This window comes from Bradyrhizobium sp. CER78, assembly GCF_029846235.1.
Lineage (GTDB): Bacteria > Pseudomonadota > Alphaproteobacteria > Rhizobiales > Xanthobacteraceae > Bradyrhizobium.
The window spans coordinates 422334-438885 of record NZ_JARVWP010000001.1 but is presented as its reverse complement, the minus strand read 5'-3'; the positions used below and the strand labels follow the sequence as shown (position 1 = coordinate 438885).

The following is a 16552-nucleotide window of genomic DNA, read 5'->3' as shown; positions in this document are numbered from 1 at the left end:
CAAGCGCCCATATGGCTTTGACCCGTCCGGTTGTCCCCCCGGACGGGTCTTTCATTTTAGGGGGTACCTTGCACGACCGACTGACCGAACGCGGCTAACGCATCCGACGCTGCACGGCGTGATCGCGAGGGCATCACGGGGCGCGATGGCCGCACCGATTTGCTGTGGATCATCTGGCTGCGCCGCGTCGGCAAGCGACGCGCATCGCCATCATGCAAGTCGATGACTTGACGAAGGTTCGCTCAAGAAACTCCGTAGTAGAGCGGACTTCTTTGATCGCCCGCCGCCGATTAAGAATTTAGTTAGACTTTATTTACCTTTTCCACAGAATATCAGTGTCACGTCCAGTTGATTCGGTTCGGTTGCGTCTGCGTCCGTTTCTTTCCCTGCGGGCAAATTCAATGACACATCGGACCGACGTGGCCAGAGGCCAGGAGATCGTTGCGCGCTGGTGCAACCTCGCCGAGCAAAGGCTGGAGCACCTCAACGAGCTGTTCGAGACCGGACGCTGGCGCCGCTATCACAGCGAGCAGGCCTTTCTCGAGAACATCAGGGAAGCGCGAGCGGCGGTCGACATCTGGCGGGAATTGCTGACCCGCGAAGCCTCGCTCGAAAATTCGCCGATCGACCTGTCCTGGCTCGGTCGTGGCAAGTCGAAGCTGCCGCCGCCCGATATCTCGCCGATGCCGGAGCGCCGCGCGGAGGCCGCGACCCTGGCGGAGGCTGCGATGACCGCGGTTGCTGCCGCGTTTGAGACGGCGGCCGAGGTGCTTGAGCAGCCGCCCGTGGTCGCCGACGCGCCGCCGCTGGAGATGCCCCCTCCGGTGATGCCGCCGCCGGTGCTTGACCTCGACACCATCCAGCGACGCTATCCGCTGCTGCGCAACGCGCTGTAGGCGGACGCACTGTTCCGGATCGACCTCTAGCGCCGCACCGCGTTGGCGCCGACCACGAGCTGCGCATATTGCTGGGCGCCGGCCGCCGACAGGTCTGACGTAACGGGGCGGGCGTGGTCGAGCCCGACTACTGCGCCGCGCGGGGTTTCCGAGATCATGTTGTTGTTGATCAGCGCGGAGCCTGCGCCCGGCACCACCGAGACGCCGATTCCGATCGGCGTGTTGCGGACGACATTGCCCGATATCGCGACGTCGCGCAGGTACTTGCCCCAGCCGGCGACGATGCCGAAGGTCGGCGCGTTCTCGATCACATTGCCGGTGACGGTGCTGTCGGCCTCGACATAGATGCCGATGCCGGCCCCGTCGTTCGGATCGGTGCCAACGGGGCGCTTCGGCAACAGATTGCGGATGATGTTGCCCTGGACCACTGCGATGCGGCCGCCTTCGTTGAAATTGCACACCGAGACGCCGATCGCGGCGCCGTCGACCGTGTTGTTGGCGATCACAGCGGCCTCGAACGAGAACTCCGAGTAGAGCGCGACCTCGCGGACATTGCTGACGCTGTTGTCGGTGATGTGGATGTTGGAGGCGGAGTTGCCGCGCACCGCCGAGAAGTCGCAATTGCTGATGCGGTTGCCGCGCACGATCACGTTGCCGGCGCGGAAGGCGTTGATGGCGTTGCCGTACTGACCGGAGCCGCCGGGGCCGGCCTTGATGTCCTCGATGCGGTTGTCGGCGACGATCGAGCCGTCGTCGCCGATCGCGGTGCGCAGGATCTCGATGCCGTTGTCGCTGGTGCCCTTGATGGTGTTGCGCGAGACGATCAGGCCGAGCGCGTCGAACGACACCAATGCCGTCGATGCGATGCCGATGAAGACGTTGTTGCTGACGTCGCCCGACATCTGCTCGAACCAGATGCCGCTGCCGCCGCTGCCGGTGACCTGGCAATCGGTGATGCGGATGTCGCGGCCGGCCAGGCAATGCACAAGGCCGCGCCGCGCCGGCAGCGGGACGTTGCCGCCGTCGAAGGTGAGGCCCATGAGGACAATGCCGCCGGCGCCTTCGGCCTCCAGCAGCGAGGCACCGCCGTTGAACACCAGCCGGCTCGCGCCGCGCACGCCAATCAGCTGGCTGCCGGGCGCCAGCCGCAATAGCCCGCTGCGGTAGACGCCGGGCGGGAACGCCAGCGGCACCTGCGCGCGCGCGGCATCATCGATCGCGCGTTGCAGGTTGCGGGTCTGATCGTCGGGGCTGCCGGGTCGGACGCCATACTGCGTGACGTCGCGGCCGAGCGAGCCGGCAGATTGCGCGGCGCGCACCGCATCCGGCGACATCGCCAGCGCGCCGGCTGCGCCGGCGGCGGATGCTCCGATCAGATGGCGGCGGTTGACGTCCATGGGCATGGCCCTCGCAAACATTCGCGAGCGGTGACGTTCGCGAGTCGAGTGGTAGCGCGAAATGCGGAGCGGCATGGTGAACACGCCGCCGCAGCCGGGCGATAGTTGGCGGTAGGGTTAATCGCGGGTGGAACTGATGGCTCTCCGCCGTCGTTGCGGGGAGGGATAGCGACGAAGCGATCGATTTCTCCGCTTGTGGCAAAATGGATTGCTTCGCCAGGACGACAGCGAGTATGTTGCGCGAGCTGCGGATCATCCGCTGCATTCTCGCGACACTTACATCGTCCAATCCATCTAGCTCACGCGCGCACGGCCTGCCGCGTCAGTTTCACGAACTCCAGGAGCATGGCTTCGCCGGCATCGACCAGCGCTTCCAGCGTGATGGACGATTTGCCCGCTGCAGCCGTTCCGTCGTGGGCAAGCGGCGGAACGTGGACGAATTGCGCAAGGTGCAAGCCGTTATCGCCGTTCACAGCCTCGATCGCGCGCCAGCTCAGGTAGTTGCAGAGATAGCTGCCGGCATCGCGCGATGCGCGTGCATCGATGCCCGTCGCCAGCGCCGCCCGCAGCAACCTTTCGCTGTGCGACCCGAACATCATCGCATCGGCACCGCCTGCGATCGATCCCTTGCGCGCATGCTGGCGGCCGGCGTCGGGAAACCGCGTCGTCACCGCGTTGCGGGCGCGGCTTTCGATCCGCAGATGAGCGCTGCGACCGGCGAGGCCGAACATCAATAGCGCCTGCGGGCGATGGCTTGCGATCAGCTCCGGCAATTCGCGATCGACGGCCGCGTAGGTGACGTCGAAGATGTGGCTCGACAGCGTAACGTCGTCGAAGGCCGGGCGGCGCAGAGCGATCAGCCGCTTTACCAGCGGCATGGTCGGATTGAACGGCGCACCCGGGAACGGCCCGAAGCCGGTGACGAGGATGCGCAGCTTCCCGCTCAATGCAGCATCTCCGCGATTTGCTCGGCGGCGACCGCGGGCGAGATGCGGCCGCCGGCGACCTCGGCCTCCATCTTCTTCACCTTGGCGCGGATCGCCGTGTCCGAGCGCAGCCGCGCCATCATCCGGCTCTCCAGCATCGACCACATCCACTTAACCTGCTGCTCCCGGCGGCGGCTTGCGAACTCGCCCGAGGCGTTCATCGCGGTGCGGTGGTCGAGGATCTTCTGCCAGAGCTTGTCGAGCCCGGCGCCGGTCAGCGCGGAATAAGTCTCGACCGGCGGATGCCAGTGCTCGGAGCGCGGCGCCAGGATGTGCAGCGCGCTGCGATAGTCGGCGGCGGCGAGATTGGCGCGCTTGAGGTTGTCGCCGTCGGCCTTGTTGATCGCGATCATGTCGGCGAGCTCTACGAGGCCCTTCTTGATGCCCTGCAACTCGTCGCCGGCGCCCGGCAGCATCAGCGCCAGGAAGAAATCGGTCATGTCGCAGACTGCGGTCTCGGACTGGCCGATGCCGACGGTCTCGACCAGCACGACGTCGAAGCCGGCGGCTTCGCACAACAGCATCGCTTCGCGGGTTTTCGCCGCGACGCCGCCGAGCGTGCCTGACGAAGGCGAGGGGCGGATAAACGCGGCGTCGGACATGGCGAGCCGCGCCATCCGGGTCTTGTCGCCGAGGATCGAGCCGCCGGTGCGCGCGGAGGAGGGATCGACCGCGAGCACCGCGACCTTGTGGCCGCCCTCGATCAGGAACATGCCGAGCGCATCGATGGTGGTCGATTTGCCGACGCCGGGCGAGCCGGTGATGCCGACCCGCACCGCCTTGCCGGTGTCGGGCAATAGCGCCTGCACCAGCTCGCGCGCTGCGGCCTGGTGGTCGGCACGCCGGCTCTCGACCAGCGTGATCGCCCGCGCCAGCGCGGCGCGGTGGCCGGCGCGGAGCTGCTGGGCGAGGGCGTGGATGTCGGGGGAGGCAGTCTTCGGCGCAGTCATGGCCATGGTTTACAACGGCCGCCTGTTGCAGGCGAGAGCCGAGTGCCCCGTCATCCCGGATCGATTGTTGGGATCGGAAATCGGGTGGGTGAACCCGACGTTCGTTCGCTAGATCAGGCTGATGTTCCGCCACGACCGCGGATCAAGCTTCCGGAGCTTGCCATGACCAGAGCCTATTACAGCACCGTCCTCGATCACCCGCTCGATACGGTGTGGTCGCTGATCCGCGACTTCAACAACTATCCGGCCTATATCGACGGCGTCAGCGAAAGCGTGATCGAGGACGACAGGAGCGGTGACGAGATCGGTGCGATCAGGCGCTTCTGCTATCTCGGGCTGTGGGTCAGGCAACGCCTTGCCGGTCACTCGGACACCCAGCATTCGCTGACCTATGCCAGCATCGAGCCACTGCCGTTCCCGCAGGATACCGGGGCGGACGCACCGAAACCGACCGGCTATGAGGGCACAATGCACCTGCTCCCGATCATCGAGGGCAACCGCACCTTCATCGAATGGTCGGTCAAGCTCGATACGGCGCCCGGCGATGCCGATCGCTGGCACAGCCAGTTCCAAGCCTGGATTCCGGGCTGGACAGACTCGCTGATCCGGGCGCTGGCGCGCCGCGAGGTCGCGATCCCCTGAAGGGCGCTATTGCTGATCGTCCGCGTCGTCCTTCGGCCGCGCGCCGGCGAAGGTTTTTGCACCTTCCGGCGTCAGGTATGGCTTCAGCGTCTGCCACGGCACGAAGATCACATACTGGCCTTCGGCGTAGGGGCCGACCGCGTAAGGCGGGTAGTGGAAGGTGAGGCCGGAGCTCTTGCCGGCCTCGCTCGACGGCGCCAGCGTCACGGCGCCGATCTTGAGCAGGGTCGGCCTGAGCTCCTTGTACCACTCGGCGGTCGCGGACTCGCCGGCGCCGCGCCGTTTCTTCTCGGCGTTCAAGGCGCTGACGACGGCCTTGCGCATCGCCGTCAGGGTGGGTCCGTTGTCTGCTGTCTCGGCAAAGAACGGACGGATGCTGATGCGCTTCTTCTCGGCCGTGTCCCACAGGATGGTGTTGACGTCGGAGTTCGGATGCGCGCCCAGAGTGTTCATGTAGTCATCGCGCAGCACGCTGACATAGCGGCCATCGACGACGGAGCGCACCGAATATTTGCGCTCGAAAGAATAGCCGCCGCGTTCCTTGAAGAGATCTGGCTCCTGCTTGCGGTCGGTCGCAGCCTCGGCGGCGTTCTTGTCGATCCACTTCTTGCCTTCGGCGAGGCAATCCGCCGCCAGCGTACTATCGGCCTTGATCTTGTCGTCGAGATAGACGCTCGCCTCGATGCTCGCATTCTTGATGCTGGCGTCGGGCTTCTGATCGGCGGCGCGCGCCGGAAGGCAGAGACAGGCCATCAGGCCGGCGAGGCCCATGATGCGGACAGGCGTCATCAAGCGAGCGGCGCGCATGGGAAACTCCAGATGGGAGAGGGGATACGGCAGCGTTACTCCGCCGCCGCCTCGCTGTGGCCGAGCCGGGCGTTGAGCTTGTGGATCAACTCCTCGGCGGCATCCGAGATCACGGTGCCCGGCGGGTAGATCGCCTCGGCGCCGGCCTTGTACAGCGCATCGTAATCCTGCGGCGGCACCACGCCGCCGATGATGATCATGATGTCCTCGCGGCCGTGCTTCTTCAGCGCGGCCTTCAATTCGGGCACCGCGGTCAGATGCGCCGCGGCGAGCGAGGAGACGCCGAGGATGTGGACGTCGTTCTCGACCGCCTGGCGCGCAGCCTCGTCGGCGGTTGCGAACAGCGGCCCGATATCGACGTCGAAGCCGACATCGGCGAACGCTGATGCGATCACCTTCTGGCCGCGGTCATGGCCGTCCTGGCCGATCTTCGCGACCAGGATGCGCGGACGGCGGCCTTCGGCCTCCTCGAAGGCGTCGATCAGCGCCTGCACCTTCTCGACCTTGTTGGACATCGCCGCTGCCTCTCGCTTGTAGACGCCGGTGATGGACTTGATCTCGGCACGGTGGCGGCCGAACACCTTTTCCATCGCGTCCGAAATCTCGCCGACGGTTGCCTTGGCGCGCGCGGCATCGATGGCGAGCGCCAGCAGATTGCCGTTGCCTTCGCCCGCCGAGCGGGTGAGCGCGGCGAGCGCCGCATCGACGTCCTTCTGGTTGCGCTCCTTCTTGAGCCGCGCCAGCTTGTCGATCTGCAACCGCCGCACGGTGGAGTTCTCCACCTTGAGCACGTCGATCGGTCTCTCATTCTCGGGCTTGAACTTGTTGACGCCGATCACCGCCTGCCGGCCGGCATCGATCCGCGCCTGGGTCTTGGCGGAGGCTTCCTCGATGCGCAGCTTCGGCACGCCGGCCTCGATCGCCTTGGCCATGCCGCCGAGCGCCTCGACCTCCTGGATGTGACCCCAGGCCTTTTCCGCAAGATCCTGCGTCAGCCGCTCGACATAGTAGGAGCCGCCCCAGGGATCGATGATGCGGTTGGTGCCGCTCTCCTGCTGCAGGAACAATTGCGTGTTGCGGGCGATGCGCGCCGAGAAATCGGTCGGCAGCGCCAGCGCCTCGTCGAGCGCATTGGTGTGCAGCGACTGGGTGTGGCCTTGCGTCGCCGCCATCGCCTCGATGGTGGTGCGCATCACATTGTTGAACACGTCCTGCGCGGTCAGCGACCAGCCCGAGGTCTGGCAATGCGTGCGCAGACTGAGCGAGCGCGGGTCTTTCGGATTGAACTGCTTCAGCAGCTTGGCCCATAGCAGCCGCGCCGCGCGCATCTTGGCGACTTCCATGAAGAAGTTCATGCCGATCGCCCAAAAGAAAGAGAGGCGGGGCGCAAAACGGTCGACGTCGAGGCCCGCGGCAAGGCCGGCGCGCAGATATTCGACGCCATCGGCGAGCGTATAGGCGAGCTCGAGGTCCTGCGTCGCGCCGGCCTCCTGCATGTGATAGCCGGAGATCGAGATCGAATTGTATTTCGGCATCCGCTGCGAGGTGTAGGCGAAGATGTCGGAGATGATCCGCATCGATGGCGCCGGCGGATAGATGTAGGTGTTGCGCACCATGAACTCTTTCAGAATGTCATTCTGAATGGTGCCCGACAGTTTCTCCGGCGGCACGCCCTGTTCCTCGGCGGCGGCGACGAACAGCGCGAGGATCGGCAGCACCGCGCCGTTCATGGTCATCGACACGCTCATCTGGTCGAGCGGGATGCCGGCGAACAGCGTGCGCATGTCGTAGATGGAATCGATCGCGACACCGGCCATGCCGACGTCGCCGGAGACGCGCGGATGATCGGAGTCATAGCCGCGGTGAGTGGCGAGGTCGAACGCCACCGACAGGCCCTTCTGGCCCGCCGCGAGGTTGCGGCGATAGAACGCGTTGGAATCCTCCGCCGTGGAGAACCCGGCATATTGCCGGATGGTCCAGGGCTGGTTGACATACATGGTCGGGTAGGGGCCGCGCAGATAGGGCGCGATCCCCGGCCAGGTCTCGAGGAAGTCGATGCCTGCGAGATCGGCCTCGCCGTAGACGGACTTCACCGGAATGCCCTCGGGCGTCAGCCACGGCTCGGCGCTCGCGGTCGGCATCGCGGTGGCGACGGGCTGGAAGGCGACATCGGCGAAATTGGGAATGCGGGTCATTCCTTGGCTTCCTTAGTCATGGTCCGGATGCTGATGGCTGACGATGGTCGCCATCTTGTCCGGTCCGTAATTCTGCATCGTGGTCTGGCTCGGCAGGTTGGCGATGCCGACCACCCAGCCGTGGCGGGACTCGGTTCCGAACTGCTGCGTCGGGATCACCCGGTCGGGCCGGTCGAAGGCGCCGGTCATGATCTCGATGCGGGGGCCGTCGATCCGCCGGAAGCTGAGCGGCGTGCCGCAGGCAGCGCAGAAATCGCGCTCGGCGATCGAGGATGATTTGAACGCCGCCGGCTTGCCCCGGGTCCAGGCGAAATCCTCCTTGTTGATGTCGGCGAAGGAGGCGAACGGCGCACCGGAGGCCTTCTGGCACATCCGGCAATGGCAGATGCTGACCCGGTTCGGTGCCGCCGACACCGCAAAGCGCACGGCGCCACACTGGCAGCCGCCGGTCAGAACGGGTTTCGCTGGTGCCTCTGCCGTCATGCCTGCTCCATCCGCCGATAGGCGTCGCGCAATGTCGCCAGCGCATCACCGCCGGCGAAGACGAACTCACCGATGCCGGCTGCCCGCAGCGCCGCTTCCTGGTCGCCGGGCCGCCCTGCCAGATAGATATGCCTTGCTCCGCCGCCGTGAAGGGCCTTGGCGGCCTCCGCGGCGCTGGCGGCATAGACCTTGTCGGAGGAACAAATGCACGCCATCGCGGCGCCCGAGGCCTTGAAGGCCGCGGCCAGCGCCGCCGGGTCGGCAAAGCCCTCGCTGTCGATCGCCTCGATCCCGCCGGTCTCGAAAAAGCTCTTTGCGAAAGTGGCGCGGGCCGTGAAATCCGCCGGCGTGCCGAGATTGGCGAGGAAGATCTTCGGCCGCGCGCCGCGCGCCTTCAGCGCGGCGTCGGACTTGTCGCGCAACGCCTCGAACGGCTCGGCGAGCCGCATCGGCGCGAGGGCATCGAAGGTGACCTTGGCACCGGCTGTTGACACCGGCGCGGCCGGTTTGACGTCCAGCACCGCGAGGACGTCTTCGTGCAGGTTCGGGAATTCGCTGGCTCCGGTCAGCACGTCGCGGCGCTTCGCCACATTGGTTTCGCGCTGCGCCCGCGTCGCGGCAACTTTCTTCTGTACCAGCCCCTGCTCGAGTGCGGAGAAGATGCCGCCGGCCTTCTCGATCTCCTGGAACAGCGCCCACGCCGCCTCGCAAAGCTGCGAGGTCAAGGTTTCGATGCCGCCGGCGCCTGCGGCGGGATCGGACACCTTGGCGAGATTGGACTCGTCGAGCAGCACGAGCTGCGTGTTGCGGGCCACGCGCCGCGCGAAATCATCCGGCAGGCCGAGCGCCAGCGTATGCGGCAGCACGGTGATCGCATTGGCGCCGCCGAGCCCGGCGGCAAAGGTCGCGATCGTCGCACGCAGCATGTTCACGTTGGGGTCGCGCTGGGTCAGCATCCGCCAGGCGGTCTGCGCGTTGACGAAGATCGGCTTCGGCGCAAGGCCGCAGCCCTGCTCGACCCGCGCCCACAACAGCCGCAGCGCGCGGAATTTCGCCATGGTCAGGAACTGGTCGGCATCGGCGCTGAGCCGGAACGAGATCGCCGCACGCGCCGCATCGAGGTCGATGCCGGCAGCTTCCAGCATGCGCAGATAGGCAAGGCCGAGCGCGAGCGTGAAGGCGAGCTCCTGTACCTCGGAGCCGCCGGCATCGTGCACCGGCCGGCCGTCAGCCAGCACGAACGGCCCCTTGAAGCCGCGCTTGATCAGGCCGTTGACCACCTGGCCGAACGACTTTTCGTAATTCGGCCAAGCGATGGCCGCGGCACCGCGCACCGCCATGGTGCTGAGCGCCTGGTAATTGAAATGCAGGTCGAGCTTGGCGGGATCGAGCTTGCGGGCCTCGACCATGTCGGCGAACGTCTCGCCGGCGTTCTCGCGGCCGATCACCGGGTTGAGCGCGATCATGATTCCGGCATCGAGATGGATGCCGCCGCAGGCTCGCGCCAGCGTCTTCTTGCTGGCATCGGCAAGTCCGAAGCCGCGGGTGCCAGGGCCGCCGGCGAATTCGAATTCGAGGCCGGTCGCGCCGTTATCGAGATCATGCAGCGCCTGTGCATTGGCCTGCGCGGCATCGGGGTGATCGACCCGCTGCAGGATATGCCAGGGCATCGCGGCGGCGCGGCCCGGAAGCGGACAGGCGTTGGTGGCGCGGCGGTAGATCGGATCGATCTTGAGGCCATCATAGGTCTTGCCGACCAGCTTCTCGAACGGGGCGCCCTTCAGCACGCCGTCGACCAGCTTGCGCCAGTCGTCATAGGTCGCAGCCGGAAAATCCGAAGCAAGAGGCAAGTCGTCAGTCGAGGTCGTCATCCGCCCAAATCGTCCTTCACCGGCCCAGCGAGAGGGCCCCTTGATTTGGCCGGAAATTGCCACGGGCGGGCGGCCAAGCCAAACTTTTGTTTGCGGCCATTCGACTTTTAATCGGGGTCCGCAAGACGGAAAATACCATCCGTGGAGACGTTTGCCAGCGCATCCGCGACGCGGCGCCCGGCGATGACGCGGTCCGGAACGATCTCGGCCAGCGGCACCAGCACGAAGGCACGCTCGAACAGACGCGGGTGCGGCAGCGTCAGTTCCGGCTTGTCGAGTGTGACGTCGTCATAGGCGATCAGGTCGAGGTCGAGGGTGCGTGGCCCCCAGCGCTGCTCGTTCTTGCGGTCGCGGCCGAACTTGGTTTCGATCTTGTGCAGCGTGAACAGCAGCGCATGCGGATCGAGGCTGGTGTCGATCTCGATGCAGGCATTGATAAAGCTGTCCTGCTGCTGATCGCCCCAGGGCGGCGTCGAATAATCCGACGAGCGTGCCAGGAGCGCCGCCTGCGTCATGCCGCAGATATTGGCGATCGCCTTGCGAAACGTCGTACGGACATCGCCGACATTGCCGCCAAGTGCGATCAGGACATCGGCCATCAGGTCAACCGTGCGCCGGCGGATGGCGCGAGCGGGTCAGCACCACGCCGACATCGTCGAAGATCGCCGCGATCGGTGCATGCGGCTTGTGCACCGTGACCTTGACCGCCCTGACGCGCGGGAAGGTGGCCAGGATGTCCTCGGCCACCGCACCGGCGGCGCGCTCGAGCAGCTTGTAGTTGGTGTTCTTGAATGCCGACGTCGCGGTCGCCACCACGTTGGAATAGGACACCGTGTCGGAGAGACGGTCGGTGCGCGAGGATTCCGAGAGGTCGGTGTAGAGCTCGAGGTCGATGACGAAGCGCTGTCCGACCTCGGTCTCGTGTTCCATCACGCCATGACGGGCATGGATGACGATCCCGGTGATGAAGATCGTGTCGGTCATTGCTGTCCCTCGATTGCCGCGGCCACCCGCAGCGCCTGAACGGTTTCCGCGACGTCATGTGCGCGGATGATGCGGGCACCGTTTCGTGCCGCGATCAGGTGCGCGGCGAGCGAGCCGCCGATCCGCTGTTGCGGTTCTGACGGCACGACCGTGCTGATGAAGCGCTTGCGCGAGGCGCCGACCAGCACCGGCAGGCGGAACGCGTCGAGCTCGGAAAGCCGCGCCAGCGCGATCATGCTCTGCTCCGGCGTCTTGCCGAAGCCGATGCCGGGATCGAGCACGATCCGGTCGGAGGCAATGCCGGCGCGCGCCGCGATATCGAGCGAGCGTTCGAAGAACGCCGTGATGTCCTGCATGATGTCGATCGAAGGATCGGCACTCTCGCGATTGTGCATTACGATCATGGGCGCGCCGCGCGCGGCGACGACGGCGGCCATGCCGGCGTCGCGCTGCAGGCCCCAGACATCGTTGGCGATCACAGCGCCCTGGTCGAGCGCCCAGGCCACCACCTCGGACTTCATGCTGTCGATCGAGACCGGCACGCCGAGCGCGATCACCTCGGCTAGGACCGGCTGCAGCCGCGCCAGTTCGGCCTCGGCGGTGACCGGCTGCGAGCCATAGGGGCGGGTCGATTCAGCGCCGATGTCGATGATGTCGGCGCCCTCGGCAACCAGCCTGCGGGCCTGCGCCAACGCCTGTTTGGGCGCGATGAACTGGCCGCCATCGGAGAACGAGTCCGGCGTCACGTTCAGGATGCCCATGACAGCCGGATATGGCCGCGACAGCAGCGCCGGCAGCACCGCTGATACGGCCTGGCCGGTCACGACAGATGCTATGGGCTTGGTCGCCATCATGCGCAGGCTTTGCGCTGACCGCCGCGGCAAGTCAAGGTGTCGCGGACGCGCGTGGCGCCGGCGGCGCCGAATGCCGTCAAGACAGGCTAATAGGTGATGCTAATAGGTGATTTTGGGTGGCAGCTTGCGTGCCTCTTCAATCAGCAGCTCGACTGACTTCTCGGAAGGCATCACGCGGACCAGCTTACGCCGCACGTTGGCGTCCTTCATGCTCTGCGCCAGTCGCGACGGGTTGCGGTGGGCGAGCTCGCGCACCGTGGTGACGCCGGCGGCGCGGACCAGGCCGACCTTCGCCTTGCCCATCCCGGGAATCCGCATGTAGTCGGAGATGTTGGCCCATTCGAGCAATTGCTGTTCGCTGATTCCGGTCTTGGCGGCGAGCGCCTTGCGTCCCTTGACGGTGCGGGCGGCTTCAAGCAGCGCGTCGGTCGTGCGGATACCCTGTGATTTCAGTTTGGTGGCGCAATAGGCGGACAGGCCTTCGATCTCGGAGAGGGGGTATGTCATGATACTCGTATGCAGGTAGAAGGGAGCGCACGTGCAAAGGGCGTGGGGAGGTGCTTCAGGCAAACTGGCTGAGGCCCGGCGTCCCCGAGATGATCTCGCCCATTTGATCCGCTCCGATTTTGTCGCGGCCGAACTTGAAAAGTTCACGTGCGACGTTCTGAATTTCACCCATGCTCAAGCCAAGCGACATGAGACGGGTGCCGACAGCCATCAGCCCGCCACCCATCAACCGCGACAGACCGCCGCTGTTGTTGGAGGCGGCAATAGCCGCTTCGGCGCCGGGGATTTGGTCGATCAGAGCCTGGACTTTGTCGGAAGGTCCCTCGTTACGGAGGAAACCCAGAACGATGCCGATGGTTTTCTCAGCGACAGCGCTATCGATGCCGGCCTTCGCGGCCAGCTGTCCAACCAGTTCGTCCATCTTGCCCCGCCTCAACCGGACTTTACCGGATCGTTCTTGATGATTTATCTTGAGCGCCTGTGTCACGAAATTCAAGCGATCCGCGCATTTCAGTTCGTTTTCTTTTTCGATCGCGTTGTGACTGTTGCCTCGCTGCAAGAGTGAGCGGCGGATTCACACCATCTTGTCGCAATGCGCAATGCCTTTCGTCACTTTGCCGGGAATAAAGTATGAGGAACTAGTGCAGCGACAATTGACGTCGGCATCGGCTGACGGTTTTCAATCGCCCCGCAAGATGCAATATGATGGATGGCAGCAGTTCGGTACCGACCGGGCGCGACATCGAACCGGGTGCGATGATCGAAACGATCTAAATCTGCGCGAAGAGGCGATGCGATGGCGACCCCCGACAACAAGCTGGCCGATACGGACCAGAAGATTTTTATCGGCAAGGGTGAAGAGACTGCCTGGCTGACGCTGGCGCTGGCCAACCGGCATGGCCTTGTTACCGGCGCGACCGGAACCGGCAAGACTGTCTCGCTTCAGGTGATGGCCGAGGGATTTGCGCGCGCCGGCGTTCCGGTTTTCGCAGCCGACATCAAGGGCGATCTCTCTGGTATCTCCGAAGTCGGCGAGGCCAAGGACTTTATTGTGAAGCGCGCCCAGGAAATGGGCTTGACCTTCCAGCCCGATCAATTCTCGACCGTGTTCTGGGACGTGTTCGGCGAGCAGGGCCATCCGGTGCGCGCCACCGTCACCGAGATGGGGCCGCTGCTGCTGTCGCGGATGCTCGATCTGAACGACGTGCAGGAGGGCGTGCTCAACGTCGCCTTCCGTGTCGCCGACGAGAATGGACTCGCGCTGATCGACATGAAGGATCTGCGTGCCCTGCTTGATGCGATCGCGCCCGACGGCAGCAAGAAAGGGGCTGACGACAGGGAAGATCCGCTGGCGTCGATCCGCAAGGCCGCGCAGAGCTATGGCAACGTGTCCAAGGCGACGGTCGGAACGATCCAGCGCCAGCTGCTGGTGCTCGAGAACCAGGGCGGCGCAAAGTTTTTCGGCGAGCCGGCGCTGACGCTGAAGGATTTCATGCGGACCGACCGTGACGGTCGCGGCATGGTTAATATTCTCGTCGCCGACAAGCTGATGCAGAGCCCGCGGCTTTACGCCACGTTCCTGCTCTGGATGCTGTCGGAACTGTTCGAGGAATTGCCGGAGGCCGGCGACCTGCCGAAGCCGAAGCTGGTGTTCTTCTTTGACGAGGCGCATCTGTTGTTCACCGATGCGCCGAAGGCGCTGATGGACAAGATCGAGCAGGTGGTGCGGCTGATCCGCTCCAAGGGCGTCGGCGTCTATTTCGTCACGCAGAATCCCATCGACGTGCCGGACAAGGTGCTGGCGCAGCTCGGCAACCGCGTGCAGCACGCGCTGCGCGCCTTCACGCCGCGCGACCAGAAGGCGGTTGCCGCGGCCGCACAGACCTTCCGGCCTAATCCGAAGCTCGATACCGCACGGGTGATCATGGAGCTCGGCAAGGGCGAGGCGCTGGTCTCGTTCCTCGAGGGGGCTGGCACACCGTCGATGGTCGAGCGCGTCATGGTGCGGCCGCCGTCAGCGCGGATCGGGCCGATCACACCGGAAGAACGCAAGGCGATCATGGATGCGAGCCCGGTGAAGGGCAAATACGATACCGCGATCGACGCCGAATCCGCCTACGAGATCATCCAGAAGCGCCTGTCGGGCGCGGCGGCGCAGGCCGATGGCGGCGCTGGTGGTGGGGGGGGCGGCATCCTCGGCCAGATCGGCGCGATCGCCGCCACGATCTTCGGCACCAACGTCAAACGCGGCCGGCTCTCGACCGGGCAGGTGATCGCGCGCAACGTCACGCGCTCGGTGACCGACAAGGTGGTCGGCGGCGTGGTCGCAGATCTCGGCAAGTCGGTCGGCGGTTCGGTTGGCGGCTCGATCGGCCGCGCATTGGTGCGCGGCGCGCTCGGCGGAATCCTGCGCAGGTAGCATCGCGACGATCCGGCTGGACGGGTAACCGGCTTTGCCTCCGGCGGCCGGCGCGCTACAACGTCGGCAATGTCCAAACAAAAAGGATATCCGCGATGTCCAACGCCAAGCTGCAGCCCGTCCTCGATCGCATCGATGCCGATTTCGACAACAGTCTCGAGCGGCTGTTCACGCTGCTGCAGATCAAATCGATCTCGGCCGATCCGGCCTTCGCTAATGACTGCAAGGCGGCTGCCGATCATCTCGCCAAGGATATCGCAACCCTCGGTTTCAAGACCGAGGTGCGTCCGACCGCCGGCCATCCGGCCGTGGTCGGCAAGCTGAACGATTCGACTGACGGACGCCCGCACGTGCTGTTCTACGGGCACTATGATGTGCAGCCGGTCGATCCCTTGAATCTCTGGCATCGTCCGCCGTTCGAGCCCGTGGTGACCGATCATGCCGACGGGCGCAAGATCATCGTCGCGCGCGGGGCCGAAGACGACAAGGGACAGTTGATGACCTTCATCGAGGCCTGCCGCGCCTGGAAGAACGTGACGGGATCGCTGCCGGTCGACATCACCATCATCATCGAGGGCGAGGAGGAGATCGGCTCGAAGAACTTCGTGCCGTTCCTCGAGGCCAACAAGGCCGAGCTCAAGGCCGACTTCGCGCTGGTCTGCGACACCGGCATGTGGGACCCCAACACGCCGGCGATCACGACCTCGCTGCGCGGCCTGGTCTATGACGAGGTCAAGATCAAGGCTGCCAATCGCGACCTGCATTCGGGTGTGTTCGGCGGCGGCGCGCAGAACCCGATCCGCGTGTTGACGCGAATTCTCGGCGGCCTGCATGACGACAACGGCCACATCACCATCCCCGGTTTCTATGATGGCGTGAAGGATCTGCCGCCGGACATCCTGGCGCAGTGGAAGCAGCTCAATCTGACGCCGGAAAGCTTCCTCAAGCCGATCGGCCTCTCGGTGCCCGCCGGCGAGAAGGATCGTCTGCTGATCGAGCAGGTCTCCTCGCGGCCGACCTGCGACATCAACGGCATCATCGGCGGCTACACTGGCGAGGGCTCGAAGACGGTGATCGCGGCCGAGGCGTCGGCGAAGGTCTCGTTCCGCCTGGTCGAGGGACAGGATCCGGAGAAGATCCGAAACGCATTCCGCGATTATGTGAAGGCGCGCGTGCCTGCGGACTGCAAGGCCGAGTTCACCGATCATTCCTCAGCGCCGGCGATCGCGCTCGACTGGAACATGAAGCCACTGGCCGCCGCCCGCCGCGCGCTGACCGACGAATGGGGCAAGGAGGCGCTCTTGATCGGCTCCGGCGCCTCGATCCCGATCGTCGCCGACTTCAAGCGCACGCTCGGCCTCGACAGTGTGCTGGTCGGCTTCGGGCTCGACGACGACAATATCCATTCGCCGAACGAGAAGTACGACCTCAAGAGCTACCACAAGGGCATCCGCTCCTGGGCGCGGATTTTGGCGGCCTTCGCCGACACCAAGTAAAGCGAGGCACCGAACGTAAAAACGCCGCCCGGAATTGGGCGGCGTTTTGATTCAGGTAGTGCAGA

At 65.2% G+C, this 16552-nt stretch carries 16 protein-coding genes; 4 read left to right on the top strand and 12 right to left on the bottom strand.

What is annotated here, in order from left to right; all coding sequences use genetic code 11:
• The first annotated feature begins 401 nt into the window (after nt 1–401).
• Complete coding sequence (locus QDT69_RS01915) at nt 402–896, top strand: TIGR03809 family protein (protein ID WP_279704968.1); 495 nt, start codon at nt 402–404, stop codon at nt 894–896.
• A gap of 26 nt (nt 897–922) precedes the next feature.
• On the opposite strand, the gene QDT69_RS01910 is transcribed toward QDT69_RS01915, so the two are convergent.
• The 3 genes from QDT69_RS01910 to meaB form a co-directional block, all read right to left on the bottom strand.
• The gene (locus QDT69_RS01910) at nt 923–2293 is read right to left on the bottom strand and encodes a TIGR03808 family TAT-translocated repetitive protein (protein ID WP_279705179.1); all 1371 of its coding nucleotides are present in this window, start codon (nt 2291–2293) and stop codon (nt 923–925) included.
• A gap of 299 nt (nt 2294–2592) precedes the next feature.
• Complete coding sequence (locus QDT69_RS01905; protein ID WP_279704967.1) at nt 2593–3240, bottom strand: pyroglutamyl-peptidase I; 648 nt, start codon at nt 3238–3240, stop codon at nt 2593–2595.
• A complete protein-coding gene (gene meaB, locus QDT69_RS01900) occupies nt 3237–4229 on the bottom strand; it encodes a methylmalonyl Co-A mutase-associated GTPase MeaB (protein WP_279705178.1) in 993 nt (330 codons plus the stop codon). The genes QDT69_RS01905 and meaB overlap by 4 nt, the downstream gene beginning before the upstream one ends.
• Nucleotides 4230–4391: 162 nt before the next feature.
• Here meaB and QDT69_RS01895 point away from each other — a divergent pair, with 162 nt between their 5' ends.
• On the top strand, nt 4392–4871 hold the full coding sequence (locus tag QDT69_RS01895; protein WP_279704966.1) for an SRPBCC family protein: 480 nt from the start codon (nt 4392–4394) through the stop codon (nt 4869–4871).
• A gap of 6 nt (nt 4872–4877) precedes the next feature.
• Here QDT69_RS01895 and QDT69_RS01890 read toward each other — a convergent pair whose 3' ends face one another.
• From QDT69_RS01890 to QDT69_RS01850, 9 genes are all read right to left on the bottom strand, one after another.
• On the bottom strand, nt 4878–5642 hold the full coding sequence (locus QDT69_RS01890; protein WP_279705177.1) for a DUF3298 and DUF4163 domain-containing protein: 765 nt from the start codon (nt 5640–5642) through the stop codon (nt 4878–4880).
• Between the two features lie 71 nt (nt 5643–5713).
• The gene (gene scpA / locus QDT69_RS01885; protein ID WP_279704965.1) at nt 5714–7873 is read right to left on the bottom strand and encodes a methylmalonyl-CoA mutase; all 2160 of its coding nucleotides are present in this window, start codon (nt 7871–7873) and stop codon (nt 5714–5716) included.
• Nucleotides 7874–7885: 12 nt separating this feature from the next.
• Nucleotides 7886–8356 (bottom strand): GFA family protein, encoded by a 471-nt coding sequence (locus QDT69_RS01880; RefSeq protein WP_050420173.1) that lies wholly within the window; start codon nt 8354–8356, stop codon nt 7886–7888.
• A complete protein-coding gene (locus QDT69_RS01875; RefSeq protein WP_279704964.1) occupies nt 8353–10227 on the bottom strand; it encodes a methylmalonyl-CoA mutase family protein in 1875 nt (624 codons plus the stop codon). Before QDT69_RS01875 ends, QDT69_RS01880 begins: the two co-directional genes overlap by 4 nt.
• 107 nt (nt 10228–10334) lie before the next feature.
• Entirely contained in the window at nt 10335–10826 is a 492-nt protein-coding gene (gene folK, locus QDT69_RS01870) for a 2-amino-4-hydroxy-6-hydroxymethyldihydropteridine diphosphokinase (protein ID WP_279704963.1), read from the bottom strand.
• 4 nt (nt 10827–10830) lie between these two features.
• Entirely contained in the window at nt 10831–11211 is a 381-nt protein-coding gene (gene folB / locus QDT69_RS01865; protein WP_074131305.1) for a dihydroneopterin aldolase, read from the bottom strand.
• Complete coding sequence (folP, locus tag QDT69_RS01860; RefSeq protein ID WP_279705176.1) at nt 11208–12062, bottom strand: dihydropteroate synthase; 855 nt, start codon at nt 12060–12062, stop codon at nt 11208–11210. The genes folB and folP overlap by 4 nt, the downstream gene beginning before the upstream one ends.
• A 102-nt stretch (nt 12063–12164) precedes the next feature.
• Entirely contained in the window at nt 12165–12572 is a 408-nt protein-coding gene (locus tag QDT69_RS01855) for a DUF4332 domain-containing protein (RefSeq protein WP_018270650.1), read from the bottom strand.
• A 55-nt stretch (nt 12573–12627) separates the two neighbouring features.
• Nucleotides 12628–12993, bottom strand: a complete 366-nt coding sequence (locus QDT69_RS01850; RefSeq protein WP_074131304.1) for a hypothetical protein — start codon at nt 12991–12993, stop codon at nt 12628–12630.
• A 375-nt stretch (nt 12994–13368) separates the two neighbouring features.
• Between QDT69_RS01850 and QDT69_RS01845 the strand changes: the two genes are divergently transcribed.
• Nucleotides 13369–14991 (top strand): helicase HerA-like domain-containing protein, encoded by a 1623-nt coding sequence (locus tag QDT69_RS01845; protein WP_279704962.1) that lies wholly within the window; start codon nt 13369–13371, stop codon nt 14989–14991.
• A 95-nt stretch (nt 14992–15086) separates the two neighbouring features.
• Complete coding sequence (locus QDT69_RS01840; protein ID WP_279704961.1) at nt 15087–16487, top strand: M20/M25/M40 family metallo-hydrolase; 1401 nt, start codon at nt 15087–15089, stop codon at nt 16485–16487.
• Nucleotides 16488–16552 lie beyond the last annotated feature (65 nt).

Excerpts from the sequence above, each read along its gene's own strand:
- QDT69_RS01840 (WP_279704961.1), top strand. The coding sequence starts at position 15,087 with ATGTCCAACGCCAAGCTGCAGCCCGTCCTCGATCGCATCGATGCCGAT.
- QDT69_RS01890 (WP_279705177.1), bottom strand. The coding sequence starts at position 5,642 with ATGGGCCTCGCCGGCCTGATGGCCTGTCTCTGCCTTCCGGCGCGCGCC.
- folP (WP_279705176.1), bottom strand. The coding sequence starts at position 12,062 with ATGGCGACCAAGCCCATAGCATCTGTCGTGACCGGCCAGGCCGTATCA.
- scpA (WP_279704965.1), bottom strand. The coding sequence starts at position 7,873 with ATGACCCGCATTCCCAATTTCGCCGATGTCGCCTTCCAGCCCGTCGCC.
- QDT69_RS01855 (WP_018270650.1), bottom strand. The coding sequence starts at position 12,572 with ATGACATACCCCCTCTCCGAGATCGAAGGCCTGTCCGCCTATTGCGCC.
- meaB (WP_279705178.1), bottom strand. The coding sequence starts at position 4,229 with ATGACTGCGCCGAAGACTGCCTCCCCCGACATCCACGCCCTCGCCCAG.
- folB (WP_074131305.1), bottom strand. The coding sequence starts at position 11,211 with ATGACCGACACGATCTTCATCACCGGGATCGTCATCCATGCCCGTCAT.
- QDT69_RS01880 (WP_050420173.1), bottom strand. The coding sequence starts at position 8,356 with ATGACGGCAGAGGCACCAGCGAAACCCGTTCTGACCGGCGGCTGCCAG.
- QDT69_RS01915 (WP_279704968.1), top strand. The coding sequence starts at position 402 with ATGACACATCGGACCGACGTGGCCAGAGGCCAGGAGATCGTTGCGCGC.
- QDT69_RS01910 (WP_279705179.1), bottom strand. The coding sequence starts at position 2,293 with ATGGACGTCAACCGCCGCCATCTGATCGGAGCATCCGCCGCCGGCGCA.
- QDT69_RS01850 (WP_074131304.1), bottom strand. The coding sequence starts at position 12,993 with ATGGACGAACTGGTTGGACAGCTGGCCGCGAAGGCCGGCATCGATAGC.
- QDT69_RS01875 (WP_279704964.1), bottom strand. The coding sequence starts at position 10,227 with ATGACGACCTCGACTGACGACTTGCCTCTTGCTTCGGATTTTCCGGCT.
- QDT69_RS01895 (WP_279704966.1), top strand. The coding sequence starts at position 4,392 with ATGACCAGAGCCTATTACAGCACCGTCCTCGATCACCCGCTCGATACG.
- QDT69_RS01845 (WP_279704962.1), top strand. The coding sequence starts at position 13,369 with ATGGCGACCCCCGACAACAAGCTGGCCGATACGGACCAGAAGATTTTT.
- folK (WP_279704963.1), bottom strand. The coding sequence starts at position 10,826 with ATGGCCGATGTCCTGATCGCACTTGGCGGCAATGTCGGCGATGTCCGT.